At 67.5% G+C, this 14,458-nt stretch carries 13 protein-coding genes; 7 read left to right on the top strand and 6 right to left on the bottom strand.

Annotated elements, in window-relative coordinates; all coding sequences use genetic code 11:
- The first annotated feature begins 111 nt into the window (after window positions 1–111).
- From ACQPYH_RS34835 to ACQPYH_RS34820, 4 genes are read left to right on the top strand one after another with little or no spacing between them, the layout of a single operon-like run.
- Window positions 112–378, top strand: a complete 267-nt coding sequence (locus ACQPYH_RS34835; protein WP_427889793.1) for a DUF2277 domain-containing protein — start codon at window positions 112–114, stop codon at window positions 376–378.
- 9 nt (window positions 379–387) lie between these two features.
- Window positions 388–744 (top strand): hypothetical protein, encoded by a 357-nt coding sequence (locus tag ACQPYH_RS34830; RefSeq protein WP_432880251.1) that lies wholly within the window; start codon window positions 388–390, stop codon window positions 742–744.
- Between the two features lie 49 nt (window positions 745–793).
- Window positions 794–1,633 (top strand): TIGR03560 family F420-dependent LLM class oxidoreductase, encoded by an 840-nt coding sequence (locus tag ACQPYH_RS34825; protein ID WP_432880249.1) that lies wholly within the window; start codon window positions 794–796, stop codon window positions 1,631–1,633.
- A gap of 9 nt (window positions 1,634–1,642) precedes the next feature.
- Window positions 1,643–1,939, top strand: coding sequence for an MGMT family protein (locus tag ACQPYH_RS34820; protein ID WP_130439910.1), 297 nt, complete (start codon window positions 1,643–1,645; stop codon window positions 1,937–1,939).
- A 3-nt stretch (window positions 1,940–1,942) separates the two neighbouring features.
- On the opposite strand, the gene ACQPYH_RS34815 is transcribed toward ACQPYH_RS34820, so the two are convergent.
- Window positions 1,943–2,854 (bottom strand): hypothetical protein, encoded by a 912-nt coding sequence (locus ACQPYH_RS34815; protein ID WP_432880246.1) that lies wholly within the window; start codon window positions 2,852–2,854, stop codon window positions 1,943–1,945.
- A gap of 162 nt (window positions 2,855–3,016) precedes the next feature.
- Here ACQPYH_RS34815 and ACQPYH_RS34810 point away from each other — a divergent pair, with 162 nt between their 5' ends.
- Window positions 3,017–6,250, top strand: coding sequence for an ATP-dependent helicase (locus tag ACQPYH_RS34810; protein WP_432880243.1), 3,234 nt, complete (start codon window positions 3,017–3,019; stop codon window positions 6,248–6,250).
- Window positions 6,250–9,486 (top strand): UvrD-helicase domain-containing protein, encoded by a 3,237-nt coding sequence (locus ACQPYH_RS34805; protein ID WP_432880240.1) that lies wholly within the window; start codon window positions 6,250–6,252, stop codon window positions 9,484–9,486. The genes ACQPYH_RS34810 and ACQPYH_RS34805 overlap by 1 nt, the downstream gene beginning before the upstream one ends.
- Window position 9,487: 1 nt before the next feature.
- Here ACQPYH_RS34805 and ACQPYH_RS34800 read toward each other — a convergent pair whose 3' ends face one another.
- The gene (locus ACQPYH_RS34800; protein ID WP_432880238.1) at window positions 9,488–10,354 is read right to left on the bottom strand and encodes a LysR family transcriptional regulator; all 867 of its coding nucleotides are present in this window, start codon (window positions 10,352–10,354) and stop codon (window positions 9,488–9,490) included.
- Between the two features lie 75 nt (window positions 10,355–10,429).
- Here ACQPYH_RS34800 and ACQPYH_RS34795 point away from each other — a divergent pair, with 75 nt between their 5' ends.
- On the top strand, window positions 10,430–10,939 hold the full coding sequence (locus ACQPYH_RS34795; RefSeq protein ID WP_432880235.1) for a hypothetical protein: 510 nt from the start codon (window positions 10,430–10,432) through the stop codon (window positions 10,937–10,939).
- Between the two features lie 10 nt (window positions 10,940–10,949).
- On the opposite strand, the gene ACQPYH_RS34790 is transcribed toward ACQPYH_RS34795, so the two are convergent.
- The 4 genes from ACQPYH_RS34790 to ACQPYH_RS34775 all read right to left on the bottom strand — a co-directional run bounded on the left by ACQPYH_RS34790 (window position 10,950) and on the right by ACQPYH_RS34775 (window position 14,436).
- Window positions 10,950–11,489, bottom strand: a complete 540-nt coding sequence (locus ACQPYH_RS34790; protein WP_432880232.1) for a Uma2 family endonuclease — start codon at window positions 11,487–11,489, stop codon at window positions 10,950–10,952.
- A gap of 65 nt (window positions 11,490–11,554) precedes the next feature.
- Complete coding sequence (locus tag ACQPYH_RS34785) at window positions 11,555–12,082, bottom strand: Uma2 family endonuclease (protein WP_432880230.1); 528 nt, start codon at window positions 12,080–12,082, stop codon at window positions 11,555–11,557.
- Window positions 12,083–12,121: 39 nt separating this feature from the next.
- Entirely contained in the window at window positions 12,122–13,849 is a 1,728-nt protein-coding gene (locus ACQPYH_RS34780) for an IucA/IucC family protein (protein WP_432880228.1), read from the bottom strand.
- A complete protein-coding gene (locus tag ACQPYH_RS34775) occupies window positions 13,849–14,436 on the bottom strand; it encodes a GNAT family N-acetyltransferase (RefSeq protein WP_432880225.1) in 588 nt (195 codons plus the stop codon). The genes ACQPYH_RS34780 and ACQPYH_RS34775 overlap by 1 nt, the downstream gene beginning before the upstream one ends.
- Window positions 14,437–14,458 lie beyond the last annotated feature (22 nt).

Below are 14,458 nucleotides of genomic sequence, written 5' to 3'. Positions count from 1 at the left end.
GCGCTTCCCGCCCCGAGCGCGAAGGGCCCCCTCCTCCTTCCCTGCCCGAGCGGAGCGAGGGGCAGGTTTTTTTTTGAGGTTCTTGTCCCTTGGGGCACGTACTGTCGACACATGTGCAGAAACATCACCGTGCTCCGGGGACTCGAGCCGTCCGCGACCTCTGAGGAGATTTACGCGGCGGCGCTGCAGTACGTGCGGAAGGTGACCGGCGTCGGCTCGCTGAGTGCGACCACGCGCGGCCCGATCGAGCGCGCGGCCACCGAGGTCGCGCGGATCACCGAACAGCTGCTGGACGAGATGCCGGCCCGCCGGACCCCGCCGCAGACCGTCCCACCGTTGCGGCGCCCGGAAGTTCGCGCGCGCCTCGGCCTCGACTAAGAGCCTCCCGTGGGGGACGAGGCTCGGCCGGCCAGGCGACACCAGGGGGTGGTGTTCGGCCTGATCGTTGCCGGTGTGTTGTTATCGCTGACCAGTGCCAACGCGGAGACCGAGTTGTCCCGTCGTCGGCATGCTGCTTGCGACGGCACGCTCCCGCTGCCGACGAGTGCGTTCGTGCTCAGCTTCACCGGTGTCGCCGTGGGGGCAGTTGCTCTGTTCTTGCTGCTGCGTTGGTTCGGACGCAGCCGGGAGACGATCGTGCTGATCCTGTTCTGGACCGCGGTGGCCGCAGTTGTCTCCGAGGTCTTCACCTTGGTGACGGTCCTCCAGCAGAGCCGTCCGATCACATCTCTCTGCATCGGCTAGTTGGTAGTGTCCCGTTCCGGGAAACGGTTCCCCTTTAGGGAGGCGCGGGATGCGGTTCGCGATCAAGACCAGGCCGGAACACACCACCTGGCAGCAGATGCGGGACGTGTGGGTCGCGGCGGACCAGTTTGAGATCTTCGAGTCCGCCTGGCACTGGGATCATTTCTACCCGCTCAGCGGTGACATGCAGGGCCCGAACCTGGAGGCCTGGACGACGCTCGCCGCGCTGGCGCAGGCGACGTCGCGGATCCGCGTCGGCTGCCAGGTGACCGGGATGATCTACCGGCATCCCGCCGTACTCGCGAACATGGCGGCGACCACGGACATCATCAGCAACGGTCGGCTCGAGCTGGGCATCGGCGCCGGCTGGAACGAGATGGAGACCGCGGCGTACGGCATCGACCTGTACCCGTTGAAGGAGCGCTTCGACCGCTTCGACGAGGGCACCGAGGCGATGATCAAGCTGCTCACCGAGAAGGTCGCGAACTTCGACGGCAAGTACATCAAGCTCACTGAGGCGTACTGCAACCCGAAGCCGGTGCAGACCCCGCACCCGCCGATCACCATCGGCGGCAAGGGTCCCAAGCGGACGCTCCGCGCAGTCGCGCGGTGGGCGCAGCAGTGGAACGTGATCGTCCCGAACCCGGAGGAGTGGAAGCCCCTCAAGGACGTCCTGGTCCAGCGGTGCGAGGAGGTCGGCCGGGACGTCAATGAGATCACCTGCTCGGTGAACGTCCGCGTCGACCCGGACAGCCCGCTCGACAAGGCGGTTGCCGATGCAGCGGCGTACGGCGAGGCCGGCGTCGACCTGGTCGTCATGAACCTGCCGCTGGACGCCGGGCCGTCAGTGCTGGAGCCACTCGCCAAGGCCCTCGCACCGCTGGCCTAGGTTTGGCCCGTGGACAGGGAGGAGTACGTCGAGGCGGTTCTGCGGGCGGTCGAGTCGATCCCGGAGGGCAGCGTCGCGACGTACGGCGATATCGCGGAGTACGTCGGACAGGGCGGACCGCGTCAGGTCGGCGCGATCATGCGTGAGTACGGCGGGGGCGTGCCGTGGTGGCGGGTGATCCGCGCGTCCGGCGTACCGGCTGACGAGGTCGGCGACGAGCAACTTCACCGCCTGCGTTCGGACGGGGTGCGGATTACCAACGGGCGCGTGAACCTCCGCGACGCCCGTTGGGATCCACAGGACTGACCCTTACTCGCCGTTCAGCGGCGTGCCTGCCTGCGAGGTGCGCAGGAAGTAGACCGGGTCGTTGAACGTGCCGGGGACCTTGCCCAGGCTCTGGATGGCGGTGGCCGTACCGTTGGCGTGACCAATGGCGTACAGGTACGCCGATCCGGTGTCGGTGTCGATCGCGGCGAGCAGCGTGGACTGCGTGCCGCACTTCTCGGCGACGATCGCCTCGAAGCCCTGCCAGGTCGACGACCGGACGACCTTCACGACCGGCGTCAGCGGCGACGTGGTCGGGATGTGGATCGTGTACAGCGCGCCGGCCTTGGTGGTGGCCAGGAAGGTGTCGTACGTCGACGTCGTGCTGATCAGCGTCATCGTCTTCACGGCCGAGAAGCCGGCGTACGTCCCGAGCGGGTGGAACCCTTCGGCGTCACGCTTCCATCGCACCAGCGAGCCGTCGTTGCGCAGCGCATAGAAGTACTGCCGGGTCGGCGAGTCACCCTTCGGGTACGCCGCTCGCGCGATCGACGTGTACGCGCTCATGTCTTCCATCGCCAGCCCGCGGCCCCACCACGGTCCGTCCGGCACGTTGTTGATGACCGTGCTGTAGAGCGTGTCGCCGTACAGCGCGTAGCCGCTGTCGGAGCTGCCGCCCTCGGGTTCGGGCTTGAACTCCCACGTCGCGCTCGCCCGCGTCTCGCCCGGCTGGGCGACCTGCGGACCGACCCGGCGTTCGCTCGCAACTGGCGGGCTGGCGGCGGACACCACCTGGTCGACATAGTTGCCGTTCGCGGTGATCGAGCCGAGGTCCAGCGAACAGATCGACTGGATCTTCGGATTCGATGTCTTGGCCGCGGAGGCAGTGGCGGTCCCCAGACCTGCCATTAGAACAGCCGCCCCCAGGAGGGCGGCCGTGCGTCGCATCGTCCTCATTCGGTGCTCCTCATAGTTGGTGTTGCTTCCGAGGTACTCGATGCGCCGCGGGTGCGGAAAGTTATCGCTCGGCTACGTCGGTGTTGTCCGGTTTCCGGCTATCGGGCCGGGGCTCGGGGTGGCTCGTCGCAGATTGTCGGTGGGGTCTGTTGAGATGGGTCGATGGTCAGCAGACAGGGGTCCCGGTATCGATTGGTCCGGGCCGAAGGACGAAGCGCGGCGGCGCCTGTCCTGGATGCTGATCAGCAGGCCGTCGTGGATCATCCCGGCGGCCCGTTGCTGGTCCTCGCCGGCCCGGGGACGGGGAAGACGACGACGTTGGTCGAGGCCGTCGTCGACCGGGTGCGCAACCGCGGGCTGAGTCCCGACGAGGTGCTCGTGCTGACCTTCGGGCGGAAGGCGGCGACCGAGCTCCGGGATCGCATCACCGGCCGGCTCGGACGGACGACCCGGGTGATGCCGTCGATGACCTTCCATTCCTTCTGTTACGCGTTGCTTCGGCGGTTCACACCGGCCGACGCGTTCGACGTGCCGCTGCGCCTGCCGTCCGGGCCGGAGCAGTCGCTGCGGTTGACCGAGGCATTGTCGGGCAGCCGTGAGGTCGGTGCGGTGCACTGGCCGGGCAGTCTGCATCCGGCATTGAAGACGCGCGGGTTCACCGACGAGGTGCAGGCGGTGATCGGCAAGGCGCGGCAGCTCGGGCTCGACCCGGAGGACCTGTCCGCGATCGGCCGGTCGGCGGAGCGGGCCGAGTGGGTCGCGGTCGGCGACTTCTTCGAGGAGTACCTGCAGGTTCTCGATGCCGAGCAGGTGCTGGACTACTCCGAGCTCATTCACCGCGCGGTGATCCTGGCGCAGCAGCCGTCGGTGCAGGCGAAGTTGCGAGCTGAGTTCAAAGCGGTGTTCGTCGACGAGTATCAGGACACCGATCCCGGTCAGACCAAGCTGTTGCAGGCGATCGCGGGCGACGGCCGGGACCTTGTCGTCGTCGGAGATCCGGACCAGTCGATCTATACCTTCCGCGGAGCCGACGTCCGTGGTCTGCTGCGGTTCACCGACGAGTTCCGGACGCGGGATCGTGCCGAGGCCGCGCAGATCGCCTTGGGCACGACGCGACGCTTCGGTACGACGCTGCAGCGCGTGTCGCGCAACGTCGTCAACCGGCTCGGCGTGCCGGGATCGCTCGACCGGGAGACATTCGAGCGGTTCCGCAACCCGGATGCATCGTCGTGCGTTTTCGGTCCGGGGAAGGTCGAGGCGAATCTCTACTCGACGAGTGGCGCCGAGCTCGAGCACATCGCAGACCTGCTGCGGCGGGCACATGTGCAGGACGGCGTCGGATGGCACGAGATGGCTGTGCTGGTCCGGTCCGGCAGTCGGTCGATCCCGCCGCTGCGGCGTGCGCTGGCCGCGGCCGGGATCCCGGTGGACGTCGCGGGCGACGAGTTGCCGCTGTCGCGCGAGCCCGCCGTACGCCCGATGTTGCTGGCGTTGCGGGCGGTGGCCGATCCCGAGACGCTGACTGTCGATGTCGTGCGCGCGTTGGCGTTGTCGCCGCTGGGGGCGATGGACGCTGGGCAGTTGCGCCGGCTGGCCCGCGTCCTGCGCCGACGCGACCGGGATGCTGCGGGCGGTCAGCGGCTGCCGCGCTCGTCGGACGAGTTGCTGCGAGAAGCGTTGATGAATCCGCTGCTGCTCGATGAGGAGGCGTCACCGGCCGAGGCTCGGTTCGCGGCGCTTGGCGAGCGGTTGCTCAAGGCAAGGAACATCGTGACCGCGGGCGCCGCGCCGGACGAGGTGATGTGGTCGCTGTGGTCCGAGTCGCCGTGGTTGCGGCGGTTGCGCGGACAGGCTCATTCCGGTGGCGAGCAGGCGCGGACGGCGAACCGGGATCTGGATTCGTTGTGCGCGTTGTTCGACGCAGCCAGCCGGGCCGAGGAGCAGGTTGGTTTCAAGGGAGTCTCTGCATTCCTTTCGGAGCTGGAGTCGCTCGACATCGCGGCGGACAACCGGTTCGACGGGACGTACCGCGAGGCCGGTGTGCAGCTGATGACCGCGCACCGGTCCAAGGGTTTGCAGTGGCGGCTCGTCGTGGTCGCCTCTGTGCAGGAGGGACAGTGGCCTGATCTGCGGCGGCGTGGGTCGTTGCTGGAGCCGGACCGGTTGGGGCCGGACGGGCTGATCGATCCGTTGTCGGCCGGTGCGTTGCTGGCCGAGGAGAGACGGTTGTTCTACGTCGCGATCACCCGGGCCCGGGAGCGGTTGATCGTGACGGCGGTGCAGGCGCCCGAGGCAGATGGCGACCAACCGTCCCGATTCCTTGCAGAGCTCGAAATTCCTTTGAAACTGGTCGCGGGACGGCCGCGGCGGCCGTTGTCGTTGCCGGGGCTGGTCGCTGACTTGCGCTGCGTACTCGCGGACCCTTCGTCGTCACCTGCGTTGAAGCGGGTGGCAGCCGATCGGCTGGCGCAATTGGCCGATGCCGTCGACGACCGTGAGTATCAGTTGGTGCCGACCGCCGATCCGTCGCGATGGTGGGGTGTGCGGGAGCGGACCCGGTCGGAGCGGCCGATCGCGGATCCTTCGCTCCCGGTGCCGTTGTCGGGGAGTGCGTTGACGACGATCGTGGACTGTCCGCTGCGATGGTTCCTGACGCGGCGCGCCGGTGGCGAGACACCGAGTACGTCGGCGCTCGGATTCGGTTCGGTGCTGCACGCATTGGCCGATGCGGTCGCGACCGGGACGCTGCCGCCGTCGGTCGACGAGCTGAACGGATGGCTGGACAAGGTGTGGACCCAGCTCGAGTTCGAGTCCGCGTGGATCTCGGACCGGGAGCGAGGCGAGGCTGAGCAGGCGTTGCGCCGGTTCGTCGCGTGGCACCAGGGACGGCCGGACCGGACGCTGGTGGGGACCGAAATGGAGTTCGACGTACTGCTGCCGGATGAAGAGAAGCCGGCGGTGCGGGTGAAGGGCCGGATGGACCGGGTCGAGAAGACCGTGTCGGCTGACGGTGGGGAGGGGACGGTGCGGGTGGTCGACCTGAAGACCGGGCGCACGATCCCGACCAAGCCGGCGCTGGAGCGGCATGTCCAGCTTGCGATCTACCAACGCGCGATCAACTCACGCCAGATGAAGGAGCTCGGCGAGGACGCGGTCGCCGGCGGCGCCGAGCTGGTCCAGCTGCGTCACGACGACAACGGCGGCTTCCCGAAGGTGCAGCACCAAGGCCCGTTGGAGGCCGACGACGACGGCCGCACATGGCTCGACGAAGCCGTCGACGACGCCGAGTCGATGATCCGCACCGAGCAGTTCGCCGCCCAACGCAACGACGGCTGCAACCGCTGCGAAGCCCGAGCCCTCTGTCCGATCCAGCCAGAAGGCCGGGAGATCGTCTGATGGCGGCCGCTCAACTTCAGACAACCGCAGACCTGTGTGACCTCCTCGGGATCCCGTTCTCCGATCAGCAGTTGGCCGCGATCACCGCGCCGCTCGCGCCGGGCGTGATCGTGGCCGGTGCCGGGTCAGGCAAGACGACGGCCATGGCTGCGCGCGTGGTGTGGCTGATCTGCACGGGCCAGGTGAAGCCGGAGGAAGTGCTCGGGCTGACCTTCACGAAGAAGGCTGCGAACGAGCTCGACGTACGGATTCGTGACGACCTGACGAAGGCCGGCGTACTCGGATCGACGTTGCCGAAGGATCAGCACCCGCTGCTGGCGGCGCATCTGCGGAGCAATATCCCCAACTGGGAGCCCGAAGAGCCGGGCGAGCCGGTTGTCTCGACGTACCACGCCTTCGCCGGCACGTTGATCGCGGAGCACGGGCTGCGGCTCGGTCTCGAGCCGGATTCGCGAGTGCTCGCCGATGCGACGCGTTTTCAGCTTGCTGGTCGAGTCGTACGGCGGTCTGCGGGGCCGATCCGGTTTGCGTCGCACCACGTGCCGACGCTCGTCAACAGCCTGCTCGCGCTGGATGGTGAGCTTGCTGATCATCTGCTGCGTGCGGACGACATCCGCGATCATGACGAGGCCGTACGACTTGAGGTCGCCGCTGCTCGCAAGCAAACGGTGGAGGTTCGGAAGCTTGCCGAGACTGCGTTGAAGCGTGGTGAGATTCTGCAGCTTGTCGAGGAGTACCAGACTTATAAGGCTGAGCGTGGTGTTGTCGACTTCGCGGATCAGATGGCGCTGGGCGCGCGGCTGGCGGAGGAGTGCCCGGAGGTCGCGGCCGTCGAGCGCGCGCGGTACAAGGTTGTGTTGCTCGATGAGTATCAGGACACTTCGGTCTCGCAGCGGCGGATGTTGACGGCTCTGTTCGCCGGCGCGGATCCGGCTCACGGTCGGGGCCACCCGGTCACGGCCGTCGGTGACCCGTGTCAGGCGATCTACGGGTGGCGCGGTGCGTCGGTCGCGAACCTCGACGAGTTCCCGGTGCACTTCCCGCAGGCCGACGGCACGCCGGCCCAGCGGTATGTGTTGAGCATCAACCGCCGCTGCGGCAGTCGCATCCTCGCGGCCGCCAACCAGCACGCCGCCGAGTTGTACGAACAGCATCCCGGCGTCATCCCGCTCGAGGCTCCGCCGGACGCTCCGGAGGGTGCGATAACCGTCGGGCTGTTCGAGACGCGCTCGCAGGAGATCGAGTGGGTCGCCGACGCGGTCGTCGCCGCGCACCAGACCAGGAACCGCCGCTGGAAAGACATCGGCATCCTGATGCGGACCAATGTCGACCTCAGCGCGGTGCACGAAGCGTTGATCGCCCGCAAGGTCCCGGTCGAGGTCGTCGGCCTCGGCGGATTGCTCGCGCTGCCGGAGGTCGTCGACGTCGTCGCCACGCTCCAAGCCGTCAACGACCTCACCGCGAACGCCGCCATGCTGCGCATCCTCACCGGTCCGCGCTATCGGATCGGCCACCGCGACCTCGCGCTGCTCGCCAACCGCGCCCGCTCCCTTGCCGACGCGGGCGAACGGCCAGCCGCCGATGACCTGGTCGCTGCGCTCGACGCGGCTGTTGCCGGGATGGACTCGACCGAGGTCATCTCGCTCGCCGAGGCGGTCGACGATCCGGGTCGCGCGGAGTACGCGCCGGAAGCACTGGTCCGCTTCAAGGAACTCTCCTCCGAGCTCCGCGAACTGCGTGCCCACGCCAGCGAGCCGCTGCTCGATCTGGTCCGGCGTGTGATCAGCACGATCGGCCTGGACGTCGAGCTGACCGCGACGCCCGACCACGTCGACGCCGGCCGCCGCGACCACCTCGCCGCGTTCTTGGATGCCGTCGGCAACTTTGTCTCGACCGAGTCGGACGGCTCGCTCGACGGACTGCTGGCTTACCTGGCCGCCGAGGAGGAGTACGCCGCCGGCCTCGATCTCGCCGTACCGAGTGAGGCTGACTCGGTGAAGCTGCTGACCACGCACCGGTCGAAGGGCCTGGAGTGGCCGGTCGTCTTCGTGCCGACCCTGGTCTCCAAGGTGTTCCCGTCGGATCGCGGCCGGGACAAGTGGACGACGAACGCGAAGGTGCTGCCGTGGCCGCTGCGCGGTGACGCCGACACGCTGCCGGACATCCACGACCTGTCGAACGCGGGGCTGAAGGCGTTCGCGGACGAGTGCAAGCACGTGAACGCGCTGGAGGAGCGGCGGCTCGGGTACGTCGCCTTCACGCGTGCGAAGGAGCTGCTCGTCGCGACCGGGCACTGGTGGGGTCCGACGCAGAAGCGCCCGCGCGGCCCGTCGTCGTACCTCTCGGTGCTGAAGAAGCACGCCGGGGAGCGCGTGATCGAGTGGGCCGAGCAGCCGGAGCTGACCGCGGAGAACCCTGAGCTCGCGGAGCAGACGCAGGCGCCGTGGCCGACGGCGTACGACCTGGAGTCGTACCAACGGCGGCTCGACGCGGCGGCTCTCGTGGAGCAGTCGCGGACGGAGGGTCCGTCGGTCGAGGCCGAGGAGTCGTTGCTGCTCGACGAGCAGGCGACGGTCGCACGGTGGGACACGGAGATCGAGCGATTGTTGTCCGAGGCAAGAGAAAGCCGGAGCCGCAAGGCGTACGACGTGACGCTCCCGGCCGCGTTGTCCGCGACGCAGGTGATGCGACTGGCGAAGGACCCCGACGGTCTCGCCGCCGAGCTCGCCCGCCCGATGCCCCGCAAACCCAACCGGGCGGCGCGTTTCGGCACCCGCTTCCACGCCTGGGTGGAGAGCTACTTCGGCCAGCAACTCCTGCTCGACCCGGACGACCTCCCCGGCGCCGCGGACGAGGACATCGTCGACGACACCGACCTCACCGATCTGATGGACGCGTTCCGCGACGGCCCGTTCGGCGAAACCACGCCGTACGAGATCGAGGCGCCCTTCGCCCTCGCCCTCGACGGCCGGGTCATCCGGGGCCGCATCGACGCCGTCTACCAGGTGGTCCGCGAGGACGGCTCCCGCGGCTACGACGTCATCGACTGGAAAACCCACCGCTCCGAAACCGCCGATCCCCTCCAGCTGGCCATCTACCGCGTCGCCTGGTCCGAGCTGCTGAACATCCCCTTGTCCCAGATCACCGCGGCCTTCTACTACGTCCGCACCGGCGACATAGTCCGCCCGGAAAACCTTCCGGACAAGGGGGAACTCACCCAGCTCCTCAACGGATGATTCAAAGCGCGGCGGCCTCGTCGAGCGCCGTGAGCAGGGCTGCGATCGCGGGCGGGTCGGGCGGTTCGCCGTACGTCGCGGCGTAGACGTGCCGGCGCGAGTCGGGGATCTCGGTTGCGAAGATGCCGTCGACGTGGTGGCTGCGTAGTGCGAGGCCGGGCATTGTCGTCACGCCGAGACCGGACCTGACGAGGGCCTGCATCACCACCATGTCGTCGGACGTGTAGCCGACCCGTGGTGCGTAGCCCTCGACCGCGCACAACGAGGTCAGGTGACTACGGCAACGATCGCAGCCGGCGATCCAGGTCGCATCGGCGAGCTCGGCGAGTGTGACCGGCCGGTCCTTCGACAGCAGGTACAGCGGGTCGTCCAGCAGGTGGTGCAGCCGTACGCCGCTCGGCTCCGGCTCGGTCTCGTCGTACCGGAAGACGATCGCGACGTCGATCTTGCCGGTGCGCAGAAGCTCGAGGGCCTCGGGCGGATGCAGGTCCGTCAGGCTCACCTCGAGCCCCGGATGCTTGGTGGCCAGCGCCGCGACGGCTGCCGGTACGAGCGATCCGATCGCCGATGAGAATCCCGCAAGACGAACCCGTCCCACCCGTAGGCCGACGTGCGCGGCGAGCTCGGCGTCGGCGGCGTCGATCCGGCCGATGATCTCCGCGGCCCGGGTGGCGAGCATCCGGCCGGCCTCGGTCAGGCGGATGCCGCGACCGGCGCGCTGCACCAACTGCGCGCCGGTCTCCGCCTCCAGGCGGGACAGGTGATGAGTGACCGACGGCTGCGAATAGTGCAGTTCGCGCGCGGCGGCGGTCACTGACCCGTGGCGCGCGACGGCATCGATGACGCGCAACTTCGTGACATCGAGCATGTATCAAACCCATCTATGGGTGAGGACGAAACTTGGCATTAGACGCTATGGGTTGAGGTGGCGCACGCTCAAGACATGACGACGACCGCGATCTCCACCAGCCAACTGACCGACCTCGCCGCGGGCGTTCGTACCGCGATCGACCAGCACGCCGATTGGCACGGCACCGCACAGCTGGTGGCCGAGCAACTACGCCGCCACCTGCCGACTCCCGACGTACTCACAGCCGAGCAGCGCCTCGGATCGGCGGCGACCTACCAGAGCCACACGCTGCACGTCGAGCCTGATGGCTCGTTCTCGATCATCGCGCTGGTCTGGCGGCCCGGTCAGCTGACCCGGATCCACGATCACGTGACCTGGTGCGTCTTCGGCGTGATCCAGGGCGTCGAACACGAGGACCTCTACGACGCCGATCTCCGCCTGGTCGGCCAGAGCGACAACCACACCGGCGACGTAAGCGCCTTCGCACCCCCCGGCGACATCCACCGAGTCAACAACACATCCGACACCACAGCCATCTCCATCCACATCTACGGCACCGACCTAACCCGCATAGGCTCCAGCGCCCGCCGCTACTACAACTGACGACGCGTCGTCAGCGCTCCCGAAACAGCTCGGACGGCACGATCTGCACGGGGAACGGCAGCGTCGCCTCGAAGACCTTCTCGCCGGCCACAACATCTCGCTCGACGTACACACCGTCAACGAGTTCGAGCACAGTCACCTTGCCCTCCTCCGGGTCAACCACCCAGTAGGCAGGGACGCCCGCCCGCTCGTAAAGCCTCGGCTTGAGAACCTCATCCACCGTACGCGTTGTCGACACGACGACCTCAACCACGAGCGCCAACTCGTCGACCCAACGCGTGCTGCTGTCCTTGCGGGGGACCACCAGCAGATCGGGAACCAGCGCCAACCGGTTGTGGGGCCGGAACTCCAGCGGCCCCGGCAGAACCTCGAGATGCTCAGGACAGGCGGATGCCAGTTGCATCATCAGCGCCCCGAGCGCTTGCTGGTGAATTGCCGACGACATGTAGGTCACCAGCATCACCCCGTCGACAAGCTCGTACCTCGGGCCCTCGTCCGGCGTCAGCTCCAGGTCAGCCACCGTGAATTCCCCTGGTTCGATCGGTCTCATGGCCCGACCCTGAACCAGACACACCTGATCCGGCAGGCCAGATGAGCATCTGCCCCGGGATGCCCTTATCCGGTGAGGGTCGCGGGCGTGAGGGCGACGTGGAAGGGGTGGGTGGCGTGGAAGGTTTCTTCGGCTTGGACTACGGCGGTGCAGGTGTAGCCGGTCGGGGTTAGTTCGAGGATTGTTAGTTCTTGGGTGGTGGGGTCCAGGAGCCAGTAGGACGGGACCTGGTGGGTTTCGTAGAGGGCGCGTTTGAGGACTACGTCGGTGGTGCGGGTGGAGGGGGAGAGGACCTCGACGACCAGGACCGGGGGTTGGGTGGCGGGGGTATCGCGTGGGCAGACCAGCAGGTCGGGGCGGAGGGTCGTGTGGGGTGTCGGGCGGAAGACGAGTGAGCCGACCGACACGAGCAGGTCGGGTGGGCAGGCTTGTTTCAGGAGAACCATCAGCGCGATGACAGCCGCGTGATGCGCGGGTGGTTGGGCGCCGGTGATGAGTAAGCGCCCGTCGACCACCTCGTACCGCCTGCCGTCCCGCGCAGGCGGACGGGCAGCAGGCGGTCGGCCATCGTGGGATGCCTCGAGCGTGGTCACGCAGACAGCTTGACCGATTTCGGCGCCTCGCCGTTGGAGTTATCCACAGGTGAGGGGGTTCTCCAGCGTGCCGACGAATTGGAGGGAGCCGGCGACGTCGGTGAGGTCGACCATCTGCTGGTTGTTGCGGAGTTGCAGACGGTTCAGGCAGGACAGGGCGAACTCCGGCGTGAAGATGTCGTACTTCGCGAATGCCTCGGCCAACTCTGGTGTCGCAGCCTGGTAGTCGCGCACCGCCTGCGCCACCACCGACCAGAACTCGTCAGGCGTCAGCAGACCCTCGCGGTCCAGCAACGGTGACAGGAAGCGGAAGATGCAGTCGAAGATGTCGGTGAAGATCGACAGCAGTTTCTCGTCGTCGGGCACCTCGGCGCGCACCCGCTCGGCGTCCGCCGGGATCGGCGTCGACGGGCTCAGTACGGCGATCTCCTCCGCGATGTCCTTCATGATGACGCGGATCGGGATCGCGTCCCGCAGTACCAGGATCAGGTTCTCGCCGTGCGGCATGAACACCAGCTCGTAGGCGTAGAAGCTGTGCAGCAACGGGATCAGATACGCGTCGACGTACGCGCGCAACCAATTCGCCGGCGCAAGACCCGACGCTCGTACCAGCGCGGCGGCCAGCGATGCGCCGTGTCGATCGACGTGCAGCAAGGACGCCATCGTCGCGAGCCGCTCCCCGGGCTCGAGCGACGGCAGCGGGCTCTCACGCCACAGCGCCGACAACATCTTCCGGTACGGCGACGTCTTGTCCGTCGCGTTCTCGTAGTACCGGTTGTGATACCCGGCCGCCGCGATCTCGCGCAGCACACTGAAGCCGTAGCGCTTCAGAACAAGGTCGTTCGAGACCACCGAGTGGACCCAGTCGTTGATCGCCGGCGTCGCGGCCATGTACGACGGCGACAGCCCGCGCATGAACCCCATGTTGAGCACCGACAACGCCGTCTTCACGTAGCACCGCGCCGGCTGCGACCGGTTGAAGAACGTCCGGATCGACTGCTGCGGCTGGTAGACATCGTCGGTCGACCCAACGTGAATGATGTGCCGTTGAGCGATATCCGCCGCGAACGTGATCGACGTCTTGTTCTCCCACTGCCACGGATGCACTGGCAGGTATACGTATTCACCGGGATCAGCGCCCACGGCAACGATCTCCGCAGCGAAGCGGTCAAGCACCTCGGCACCCAGTTCGGACAGCAACAACTCGTCGTAGGTGAGCGTGTTGCTGTGCGCAACAGTCGTCCGGTCCCGCCGAGTGGCGATCCAGGTCAGCTGCACCGGCGCACCGGTCTCCGGCGCATACGCCAGATAGTCGCTCACCCCGAACCCGAGCCGCCCGTTGTTCGCCACGAAACACGGATGCCCCTCGGTCATCGCGGCCTCGATCACCTGGAAGTCCGCCGTGACCAGGTCCGCCGCGCTCAGCTCCGGCTTCGACAGCTTGTACGCCGCCGACGCCAGCGTGCTGCTGATCTCCTCGAGGTACACCGGCAGCATCTCCGCGCCGATCCCCAACTGCTCGTGGAACGTCGTGATGAACTCGAGCGCATCGATCGGCCCGCCGTCGTCCCGGACGATGCTCGAGGCATCGATCTCCCAATGGTTCAAGGGATACAGTCGAGCGGCGAACCGATACCCGCCGACCGCAAACCCGTTGTCGACAGCAACGGGAGTGAGAATGCGCTCGTGCGCGAACTCGGCCAGCGCCTTCCGCACCAGCGCACGGTTGACGACAGCCCAGAAATCCGGGTTCAAGTGCGAGATCATCAGCCTGCCTCGTTCATTCGGTGTGCGTCGGCGTACTGGTCGCGGGTGCAGAAGCTCAACCACGCCTGCTTGTCGGCTAGCTGTACGACGCTGTGCTTGCGGAACCCCATCCGCTCGTTCAGCGCCTGGATCTTCACGTTGCGTACGTCGGGCTCGACCACGACCCGGTCGACCAGCGGATCGCTGAACAAGCTGTCCATGATCGTCTCGAACACCGCCGCGGTGAACCCGGCGATCGGCGTGATCGCCGGTCCGACCAGTACGTGCATGCCGATGTCACCCGGCGCGACGTCGTACAGCTGGCCGACCGCGTCGTACGTCGGCTCGTAGCGCTCCATCAGGAACGCGGCCCGGCCGTCGTGCTCGCCGAGAAAGGCACGGTGATGCGCGCTCTGCGAGATCCGGAGGTACTCCGCATGCACGTCGGCGACCGACGCGTTCAGCAGGCCCCAGTACTGCGCGTAGGGCTGGGTGACCCAACCGTGCAGCGTGGTCACGTCCTCGGTCAGGTCGAACGGCCGGAGGCTGAGGGTGCCGAGGCCGGCGACGAAGCGCCGGTACGTCGGCTCGGGCAGTGCTCTGGTCATGGCGGACTCTCTGCTGTCGAGG

It is taken from the genome of Kribbella sp. CA-245084 (assembly GCF_050942355.1).
Lineage (GTDB): Bacteria > Actinomycetota > Actinomycetes > Propionibacteriales > Kribbellaceae > Kribbella.
Note: the sequence above shows the minus strand (reverse complement) of the source record. Positions and strands in the feature narration are given on the sequence as shown.